This window comes from Amycolatopsis sp. NPDC051903 (genome assembly GCF_044452505.1).
In the GTDB taxonomy this organism is placed as follows: Bacteria; Actinomycetota; Actinomycetes; order Mycobacteriales; family Pseudonocardiaceae; genus Amycolatopsis.
Window position 1 is genome coordinate 21,540 of sequence record NZ_JBITBT010000064.1, and the last position, 9,268, is coordinate 30,807.

General features: G+C 71.9%; 7 protein-coding genes. 5 read left to right on the forward strand and 2 right to left on the reverse strand.

The window, feature by feature from the left end:
• Nucleotides 1–158 precede the first annotated feature (158 nt).
• From ACIA77_RS50685 to ACIA77_RS50705, 5 genes are read left to right on the forward strand one after another with little or no spacing between them, the layout of a single operon-like run.
• Nucleotides 159–3,821 (forward strand): nitrate reductase subunit alpha, encoded by a 3,663-nt coding sequence (locus ACIA77_RS50685; RefSeq protein WP_395893422.1) that lies wholly within the window; start codon nt 159–161, stop codon nt 3,819–3,821.
• Entirely contained in the window at nt 3,821–5,488 is a 1,668-nt protein-coding gene (narH, locus tag ACIA77_RS50690) for a nitrate reductase subunit beta (RefSeq protein WP_395893423.1), read from the forward strand. The genes ACIA77_RS50685 and narH overlap by 1 nt, the downstream gene beginning before the upstream one ends.
• Nucleotides 5,489–5,490: 2 nt before the next feature.
• On the forward strand, nt 5,491–6,084 hold the full coding sequence (gene narJ / locus ACIA77_RS50695; RefSeq protein WP_395893430.1) for a nitrate reductase molybdenum cofactor assembly chaperone: 594 nt from the start codon (nt 5,491–5,493) through the stop codon (nt 6,082–6,084).
• Complete coding sequence (gene narI / locus ACIA77_RS50700) at nt 6,081–6,800, forward strand: respiratory nitrate reductase subunit gamma (protein WP_395893424.1); 720 nt, start codon at nt 6,081–6,083, stop codon at nt 6,798–6,800. Before narJ ends, narI begins: the two co-directional genes overlap by 4 nt.
• On the forward strand, nt 6,797–7,366 hold the full coding sequence (locus tag ACIA77_RS50705) for an HPP family protein (protein ID WP_395893425.1): 570 nt from the start codon (nt 6,797–6,799) through the stop codon (nt 7,364–7,366). The genes narI and ACIA77_RS50705 overlap by 4 nt, the downstream gene beginning before the upstream one ends.
• Here ACIA77_RS50705 and ACIA77_RS50710 read toward each other — a convergent pair.
• On the reverse strand, nt 7,327–7,899 hold the full coding sequence (locus ACIA77_RS50710; RefSeq protein ID WP_395893426.1) for a hypothetical protein: 573 nt from the start codon (nt 7,897–7,899) through the stop codon (nt 7,327–7,329). The two genes, ACIA77_RS50705 and ACIA77_RS50710, sit on opposite strands and share 40 nt — an antisense overlap.
• Before the next feature lie 114 nt (nt 7,900–8,013).
• Nucleotides 8,014–9,168, reverse strand: a complete 1,155-nt coding sequence (locus ACIA77_RS50715; protein ID WP_395893427.1) for an exo-alpha-sialidase — start codon at nt 9,166–9,168, stop codon at nt 8,014–8,016.
• Nucleotides 9,169–9,268 lie beyond the last annotated feature (100 nt).

Consider the following 9,268-nt stretch of genomic DNA (forward strand, 5'->3'; position numbering starts at 1 on the left):
ACGCGTTACCTGACAGTTTTCCACCTGATCGGGTGGGCTCCGCACGACCACACGAGAAACACCGTTCCCCGTGAAATCCTCGCGCATTTCGGCCACTGGCACGGCGCCGGGTGGTCTGTTCTACTCGGACCGCGGGAATCGGGCCGGGAGGGCGCTGGATGTCGGCGGGGAGCGGGACCGGGCCGGCGGGCGAGGCGTTGCTGCGGGCCGGCCGGTTGTTGCGGCGCGCGGACGTTTCGGCCGACCTGAGGGCGGAGTTCCTGCGGGGCGGGCGGGAAGGTGATGTCTTCTACCGCGACCGCTGGAGCCACGACAAGGTCGTCCGCTCGACGCACGGGGTGAACTGCACCGGGTCGTGCCGCTGGAAGGTGTACGTCAAGGACGGCATCATCACGTGGGAGACGCAGGAGACGGATTACCCGTCGGTGGGCCCGGACCGGCCGGAGTACGAGCCGCGCGGCTGCCCGCGCGGCGCGGCGTTCTCCTGGTACACCTACTCGCCCACGCGGGTGCGCTACCCGTACGCGCGCGGCGTGCTCGTCGAGCTGTACCGCGAGGCGCGCGCCCGCCTCGGTGACCCCGTGCGGGCCTGGGCGGAGGTGGCCGACGACCCCGAGCGCCGGAAGCGGTACCAGCGGGCCCGCGGCAAGGGCGGCCTGGTGCGCGTCGACTGGGCCGAAGCCGTCGAGATGATCGCCGCCGCGCACGTGCACACCATCGCGAAACACGGTCCGGACCGGATCGCCGGGTTCTCGCCGATCCCGGCGATGTCGATGGTCTCCCACGCGGTCGGCGCGCGGTTCATGGCGCTGATCGGCGCGCCCATGCTGTCGTTCTACGACTGGTACGCCGACCTGCCCGTCGCGTCGCCGCAGGTGTTCGGGGACCAGACCGACGTGCCGGAATCCGCGGACTGGTGGGACGCGGGGTACCTCGTGCTCTGGGGTTCCAACGTTCCCGTCACGCGGACCCCGGACGCCCACTGGATGGTCGAGGCGCGCTACCGCGGCCAGAAGGTCGTGGTCGTCTCACCCGACTACGCCGACGCCACCAAGTTCGCCGACCAGTGGCTCGCCCCGCACCCCGGCACCGACGGCGCACTCGCCATCGCCATGGGGCACGTGCTGCTCAAGGAGTTCTTCGTCGACCGCCAGGTCCCCTACTTCCTCGACTACACGCGCCGCTTCACCGATCTGCCGTTCCTCGTCGCCCTCACCGAACGCCACGGCGGCTACGTCCCGGGCAAGTTCCTCACCGAAGCCGACCTCGGCGCCACGACCGAGGGAGCACAGTGGAAGACCGTGCTGTGGGACAAAGCCACGGACGCCCCCGCCGTTCCCGGCGGCTCACTCGGCTTCCGCTGGACCGAATCCGGCGCCGGCCGGTGGAACCTGGAGCTGGGCGACCTCGAACCGAAGCTGTCGCTCCTGGGCGCGGAAGCCGAACGCGTCGAGGTCCTGCTGCCGCGGTTCGACACCGCCGACGGCTCCGGCGCCGTCTCGAGGCGCGGCGTCCCCGCGCGGCGCGTGAACGGCCGCCTCGTCACCACCGTCTTCGACCTCCTGCTCGCCCAGTACGGCGTCGCTCGCGAAGGCCTGCCCGGCGACTGGCCGGCGGGGTACGACGACGCGAGCGAACCCGGCACCCCCGCGTGGCAGGAGGAGCTCACCTCCGTCCCGGCCGCCACCGCGGCGAAGATCGCGCGAGAGTTCGCGCGCAACGCCGAACGCACCCGCGGCCGGTCGATGATCCTCATGGGCGCGGGGACCAACCACTGGTTCCACTCCGACACGATCTACCGCACCTTCCTGGCGCTCGTCACGCTCACCGGCTGCCAGGGCCGCAACGGCGGCGGCTGGGCGCACTACGTCGGCCAGGAGAAGTGCCGCCCGCTCACCGGCTGGACGACGCTCGCGGGCGGCCTCGACTGGGCGCGCCCGCCGCGCCAGATGATCGGCACCGCCTACTGGTACCTGCACACCGACCAGTGGCGCTACGACACGTACTCGGCCGACACCCTCGCGTCGCCGCTGGGCACCGGCGCGTTCGCCGGCAAGGCGACGGCCGACTGCCTGGCCCAGTCGGCGCGGCTGGGCTGGATGCCGTCGTACCCGACGTTCGACCGCAACCCGCTCGACCTCGCCGACGAAGCCCGCGACGCATCCCGTGACCCGGCCGAGCACGTCATCGCCGCGCTGCAGGACGGTTCGCTGGGGTTCGCCGGTGAAGACCCGGACGCGCCGGAGAACTGGCCGCGCGTGCTCACCGTCTGGCGGGCGAACCTGCTCGGCTCGTCGGCCAAGGGCGACGAGTACTTCCTGCGCCACCTGCTCGGCACCGACGCCAACCTCCGCGCCCGCGAAGCCCCGCCCGGGGCCCGGCCGGTGGACGTCCGCTGGCGCGACGAAGCGCCCGCGGGCAAGCTCGACCTGCTGCTGGCCCTGGACTTCCGCATGACCAGCACGACGCTGTTCGCCGACATCACCCTGCCCGCGGCGACGTGGTACGAGAAGCACGACCTGTCCAGCACGGACATGCACCCGTTCATCCACGCCTTCACCCCGGCGATCCCGCCGCCCTGGCAGGCCCGCACCGACTTCGACGCCTTCCACGCCATCGCGAAGCGGTTCAGCGAACTGGCCGCCGATCACCTCGGCGTGCGCCGCGACGTCGTGGCCGTCCCGCTGCTGCACGACACCCCGGGCGAGACCGCCCAGCCCGGCGGCGTGGTGCGCGACTGGCGGGCGGGGGAGTGCGCACCGGTGCCGGGCCGGACCATGCCCGGCCTCGCCGTCGTCGAACGCGACTACCCGGCCGTCGCCGCCAAGCTCGCCACACTCGGGCCGCTCGCCGAGAAACTCGGCGTGACGACCAAGGGCATCACCTACGACGTCACCCGCGAGGTGGCGGAGCTGGCCGCGGCCAACGGCACGGCGCGCGACGGCCGGCCGCGGCTGGACACCGACGTCCACTTCGCCGAGGCGATCCTCACGCTGTCCGGCACCACCAACGGCCGCCTCGCCCTGCAGGGGTTCGAGACGCTGCAGCGCCGCACGGGCACGCCGCTCACCGGGCTCGCCGAGGAGAACGCGGGTCACCGCATCCGCTTCGCCGACACCCAGGCGCGGCCGAGCCCGGTCGTCACCAGCCCCGAGTGGTCCGGCAGCGAGACCGGCGGCCGGCGCTACTCCGCGTTCACCACGAACGTCGAGCACGCCAAGCCGTGGCACACGCTCACCGGGCGCCAGCACTTCTACCTCGACCACGACTGGCTGGCCGAGCTCGGTGAGGCCCTGCCGGTGTACCGGCCGCCGCTGGACATGCACCGGCTCTTCGGCGAACCGCGGATCGGCCCGAACGGCGCCGAGGTCGTGGTGCGCTACCTGACGCCGCACTCGAAGTGGTCGATCCACTCCGAGTACCAGGACAACCTCCTCATGCTCACGCTTTCCCGCGGCGGGCAGACCATCTGGATGTCCACTCAGGACGCCGACGCGATCGGTGTGAAGGACAACGACTGGATCGAAGCCGTGAACCGCAACGGGATCGTCGTCGCCCGCGCGGTCGTCTCGCACCGCATGCCCACCGGCACCGTCTACATGCACCACGCGCAGGACCGGGTGATCGACGTGCCGAAGTCCCAGACCAACGGCCGCCGCGGCGGCATCCACAACTCGCTGACCCGGCTGCTGGTGAAGCCGTCGCACCTCGTCGGCGGCTACGGGCAGCTGTCCTTCGCGTTCAACTACCTCGGGCCCACGGGCAACCAGCGCGACGAGGTCACGGTCATCCGGCGCCGGTCGCAGGAGGTGCAGTACTGATGCGGATCATGGCCCAGGTCGCGATGGTGATGGCGCTCGACAAGTGCATCGGCTGCCACACCTGCTCGGTGACCTGCAAACAGGCGTGGACGAACCGCTCCGGCGTGGAGTACGCCTGGTTCAACAACGTCGAAACCCGCCCAGGGCAAGGTTATCCGCGCCGTTACGAAGACCAGGAGCGCTGGCGCGGCGGCTGGCAGCTCGACCGGCGCGGCAAGCTGAAACTGCGCGCCGGCGGCCGGCTGCGCAAGCTGCTGCAGATCTTCTCCAACCCGGTGCTGCCGACCGTCGACGACTACTACGAACCCTGGACCTACGACTACGCGAACCTCACGTCGGCGCCGCTGGGCGACGACACCCCCGTCGCCCGGCCCCGCTCGCTCATCAGCGGCGAGCCGACGAAGATCACCTGGAGCGCCAACTGGGACGACGACCTGGGCGGTGCACCGGAGCACGGGCACGAGGACCCGATCGTCGCGAAGCTGTCGGAGCAGGTTCGTTTCACCTACGAGCAGACGTTCATGTTCTACCTGCCCCGGATCTGCGAGCACTGCCTCAACCCGTCGTGCGTCGCGTCGTGCCCCTCGGGCGCGATGTACAAACGGGCCGAGGACGGGATCGTCCTCGTCGACCAGGACCAGTGCCGCGGCTGGCGGATGTGCGTGACCGGCTGCCCGTACAAGAAGGTGTACTTCAACCACCGCACCGGCAAAGCGGAGAAGTGCACGTTCTGCTACCCCCGCATCGAGGTCGGCCAGCCCACCGTGTGTTCGGAGACGTGCGTCGGCCGGCTGCGTTACCTCGGTGTCCTGTTGTACGACGCCGACCAGGTCACGGCCGCGGCCAGTGTCCCGGACGAGGCCGACCTCTACCGCGCGCAGCTCGACGTGTTCCTCGACCCGGACGACCCCGAGGTCGCCGCGCAGGCCGAACGGGCCGGGATCCCGCACGACTGGGTCGAAGCCGCCCGCCGCTCGCCGGTGTACGCGCTGATCAAGCGGTTCGGCGTCGCGCTGCCGCTGCACCCGGAGTACCGCACGCTGCCGATGGTCTGGTACGTGCCGCCGCTCTCGCCCGTCGTGGATTCGCTGTCCGGCACCGGGTTCGACGGCGAGGACCCGGACAACCTGTTCGCCGCGATCGAGACCCTGCGCATCCCCGTCGAGTACCTCGCCGAGCTCTTCACCGCGGGTGACACGGCCGTGGTGGCCGAGGTGCTGCGCAAGCTCGCGGCCATGCGCGCCTACCAGCGGACCGTCCACTTCGAAGACACGCCCGACGAGCGGATCCCCGAATCCGTCGGGATGACCGCCGCAGACCTCGACGACCTGTACCGGCTCATGGCGGTGGCGAAGTACGACGAGCGGTACGTGGTCCCGGCCGCGCACGCCGAACAGGCGCAGCGGCTGGAAGAACTCGGCTGCAGCCTCGACTACGACGGCGGGCCCGGCATGGGCGGTTCGGGGCCGCTGGGCGAGGCGTCCGGGCCCGTGCCGCCGGTCGCCGTCGAGAACTTCCACCTGCTGGCCGACCGCGCCGAAGCCGACTCGGTCGCCGACACCAGCGGCCTGCGCGGCCGCGTGAACCTGCTCAACTGGGACGGCCGCGGCCGGCCGAAGGGCCTGTTCCCGCCGCGCCGCGGCGACGGGGGAGAGGGAGGGCGGTGACGATGGCGGACCGCGTGCTCTGGCAGGTCGCCTCCTGGTGCCTGCAGTACCCCGACGCCGCGCTGCGCGAGCGGCTGCCGCTGCTGCGGGAAGCCGTGGCCGAGCTCGGGGAGAACCCCGTGGCCGTCGCGTTCGGACAGTTCCTCGACCACGCGCGTGACCGGGACCTGGCCGCGCACTACGTCGACGTGTTCGACAGCCGGCCGCGGCGCTGCCTGTACTTGACGTGGTACACCGACGGCGACACCCGCCGCCGCGGCGAGGCCCTGCTGCGGTTCAAGCAGACCTACCGCGCCCACGGCGTCGAACCGGCCGGCGACGAACTGCCCGACTTCCTGCCCACGCTCCTGGAATTCGCCGCGACCTGCCCGGACACCGCCCTGCCGGACGCGGAACTCCTGCTCGCGTGGTCGCGGCCCGGGGTGGAGCTGCTCGCGCGGAACCTGGCCCGCTTGGACACGCCGTACGCCGGGCTCCTCGCCGCTCTGCTCGTGACGTTCCCGCCCGCGCTGGCACCCGCCGCTCCGCAGCCCGGACTCGAGCTGGTCGGGCTCGACCCGTACCCGCGGGCCGTGCCGACGGGAGGCCGGCGATGACCGGGATCCTGCTGTGGGCCGTGCTGCCCTACGTCACCGTCGCCGTCCTGGTGCTCGGCACGATCTGGCGGTACCGCTACGACCGCTTCGGCTGGACCACCCGGTCGTCGCAGATCTACGAATCCCGGCTGCTGCGTATCGGCAGCCCGATGTTCCACTTCGGACTGCTCGTGGTCGTGATCGGGCACGTCGCGGGGCTCGTCGTCCCCAAGTCGCTGACCGACGCCCTCGGGGTGTCCGAAGCGCAGTACCACGCCGTCGCGCTCAGCCTGGGCGGCGTCGCCGGCGTCTGCACGCTCGTCGGCGTCGGGATCCTCATCCGCCGGCGCCGCACGACCGGCCCGGTGTTCCTGGCCACGACGAAGAACGACAAGACGATGTACGTGGTGCTGGTGTGCGCGCTGGTCGCCGGCCTCGCGACCACGGCGATCTCCGTCTTCGCGCCGCAGACGGACTACCGCGAGACCGTGTCACCGTGGTTCCGCAGCCTGTTCGTCCTCCAGCCGGATGTCGGCCTCATGGAGCAGGCGTCGCTGAGCTTCCGGATCCACGCCGTGACCGGCATGGTGCTGTTCGCGATCTGGCCGTTCACGCGGCTGGTGCACGCGTTCAGCGCACCGGTGCAGTACCTGTTCCGGCCCTACATCGTCTACCGCAGCCGCGACGCGACCACGCTCGGCACGCGCCCGGTCCGCCGCGGCTGGGACCGGCCGTGACGGAGCACGGCCTGGGCCGGTTGCACCTCGAGAGCCTGGAGCAGCGCTACAACCGCAACGTGGTCGCAGCGATCTACTCCGCCGTGAACTCGTTCATCTCCATCGCGCTGATCGCGGCCGCCGCCATGCTGGCGCACCAGCCGCTGGTCTTCCCGTCCCTGGGGCCGACGGCCTTCCTGCTGTTCTCGACCCCGCTGATCCCGGCCGCCTGCCCGCGCAACACCGTGATCGGCCACCTCATCGGCATCGGCGCGGGCGCCTTGGGCCTCCTGGCGACCGGGCTCGCCGACGTCCCGCCGAACCTGTCCGAGGTCACCTTGCCCCGCGTCGCCGCGGCTGCCATCGCGCTCGGCCTCACCTGCGGCCTCATGCCGCTGCTCCACGTCTCGCACCCGCCGGCCGCGGCCACCACGCTGATCATCGCGCTGGGCATGCTGCGCACGCCGCTGCAGTTGCTGGTGATGTTCGCGGGGGTCCTCCTGATCACGGCGCAGGGCATCGTCGTGAATCGGCTGGCCGGGGTGCCCTACCCGCTGTGGTCGCCGCGGCCGGCGGGCGGCAGGTAGCGCACGCCCGCGTCCCGCAGCGCGTCGTGCGTGTGGATGAGGCTGGTGTCCCACCGGTGCGGCACCGAAGCCGCGATGCGCTCCACCAGGTGGCTGCAGAACACCGGCGCGCTCAGCCGCACCACCCGCGCGTCGCCGGTGTCGAGGGCGAACGCGTCGGTGGCGCCGGTGACCTCGACGCGGCGGTGGCGCACGTCCGACGGGCGCGGCAGGCCGTAGCCGTGGAGCAGGGAATTGCGGATGATCCACAGCACGGTCGCGTCGTCGTGGTCGACGCCGTGCTCGATCAGCAGGCGCTTGAACCGGCGCCCGGCCGGGGCGGACGTGCCCGAGAGCGTGTCGAGCACGATCATGCCCAGGCAGACGCCGATCCAGGACCGGCTGCCAGGCCCCTCGCCCGTCTCGGGGTCCCGCCCGTGGGCCGAGCGCATGTCGCGCATGGCCAGCTCGATGGGCAGGTAGTCGCGCGCGGGGTGCGGCGCGCAGTGCAGCCGCTGCAGCGGCGCACCGCCTCGGTCGGCGAGCGTGGTCACCGCTGCACGGTACCCGGCCACCGGAACCTTCCTCTGCGTACTCCGGGCCCGGCCGTGACCCGTCGGGCGGGTCACGGCCGGGACGAGGTTCCTTCGGTCAGGGGCGCCGCCGGCTCAGCCGCAGTGTTCGAGCGGGCTGTCGTACGTGGCCGTGCCGATCGCGCCGCCCCACTGGACGCACCGGCCGGCCGCGGGCGCGGACACGGGACCGGCGTAGTAGGAGAACGAACCGGAATCGGTGGTGCGCGCGGCGCCCTGCACCTGCAGGTAGGCCGACGTGGGCGACGCCGTGCCCGCGCCCGACTTCTTGATGGTGCTCACGCAGTTGCGGCCGTTCGCCGAGTTGTACGACAGGTACACGGTGCCCGCCGGGCCCAGCGGCGCCGAGCCGATCACGCCGTACCCCGCGCCGCAGGCCGGGGCACCCAGCTGCGCTTCCGTGAGCACCGACCAGCGGATGCTCGCGTCGGCCTGGTACTCGGGGCCGGCTTCGTAGAGCACGCCGGCCGAGGTGGGACTGAGGGAGATCAGGTCCGTGTAGGACGCGTCCTGGCCCCACACCAGCACGCTGCCGGCGTCGCTGGTCCAGGTGCCGCCCTCGTCGAACGAGGAGCGCACGCGCAGTTCCTTGCGCCGGTCGCAAGTGGACGGTCCGGCGAACAGCAGGCGGTCGTACGCTCCGCCGGCCGTGGTCGCGCTCATCTCCAGCACCGAGCCCTGGACGCGCGGGGTCGTGAGGTCCGGCACCACCGCGAACTCCTCGCTGAAGCTCGCGCCGCCGTCGGAGCTGATCGCGAAGGCGCGGTTGTCGACGGCGCACGGATCGGCCGGGGCGGCCTTGTGGTCGTTGCGCGCGGCCGCGTAGATCCGGCCGTCGGCCAGCTCGGCGACGCTGATCTCCTGCGGGTTCAGCGTGTCCGGGTCCGCGGCCTGGTCGGTCGCGCCGACGTGCCACGTGACGCCCTGGTCGTCGCTGTAGATCAGCGCGCCGACGTTCGGGCTCGCGGGGTTCACCTGGTAGCTCATCCCGGCCACGAGCCGCCCGGCGTGCGCGCCGTGCCGCAGGACGGTGCCGTGCCCGGGTCCCGTCGCGAGCCAGTCCGGTGCCGCGGCGAAGCCGAGCTGGGTGGTCAGGTCCTTCGGCGCGGTCCACGTCGCGCCGTCGTCGTCGCTGTAGTTCACGCGCGGGATCCGCCCGCACGCCGGGGACTTCACGCACTGCCACTCCGACAGCAGCACGATCCGCCCGGTGGGCAGCACGATCGGCACGGCGTTGTCCTACCTTCTTTGTTGGGTCTGAACTGGTCATTCGTAGGATCGGTGGGCCCTGGGGCTCCGGGTATGGCTTGCATGGCGTCGCCGTTGGCAA

What these genes read in the sequence shown, in the direction of transcription:
- narJ (WP_395893430.1), top strand. Translation starts at nt 5,491, where the DNA reads ATGGCGGACCGCGTGCTCTGGCAGGTCGCCTCCTGGTGCCTGCAGTAC.
- ACIA77_RS50685 (WP_395893422.1), top strand. Translation starts at nt 159, where the DNA reads ATGTCGGCGGGGAGCGGGACCGGGCCGGCGGGCGAGGCGTTGCTGCGG.
- narI (WP_395893424.1), top strand. Translation starts at nt 6,081, where the DNA reads ATGACCGGGATCCTGCTGTGGGCCGTGCTGCCCTACGTCACCGTCGCC.
- narH (WP_395893423.1), top strand. Translation starts at nt 3,821, where the DNA reads ATGCGGATCATGGCCCAGGTCGCGATGGTGATGGCGCTCGACAAGTGC.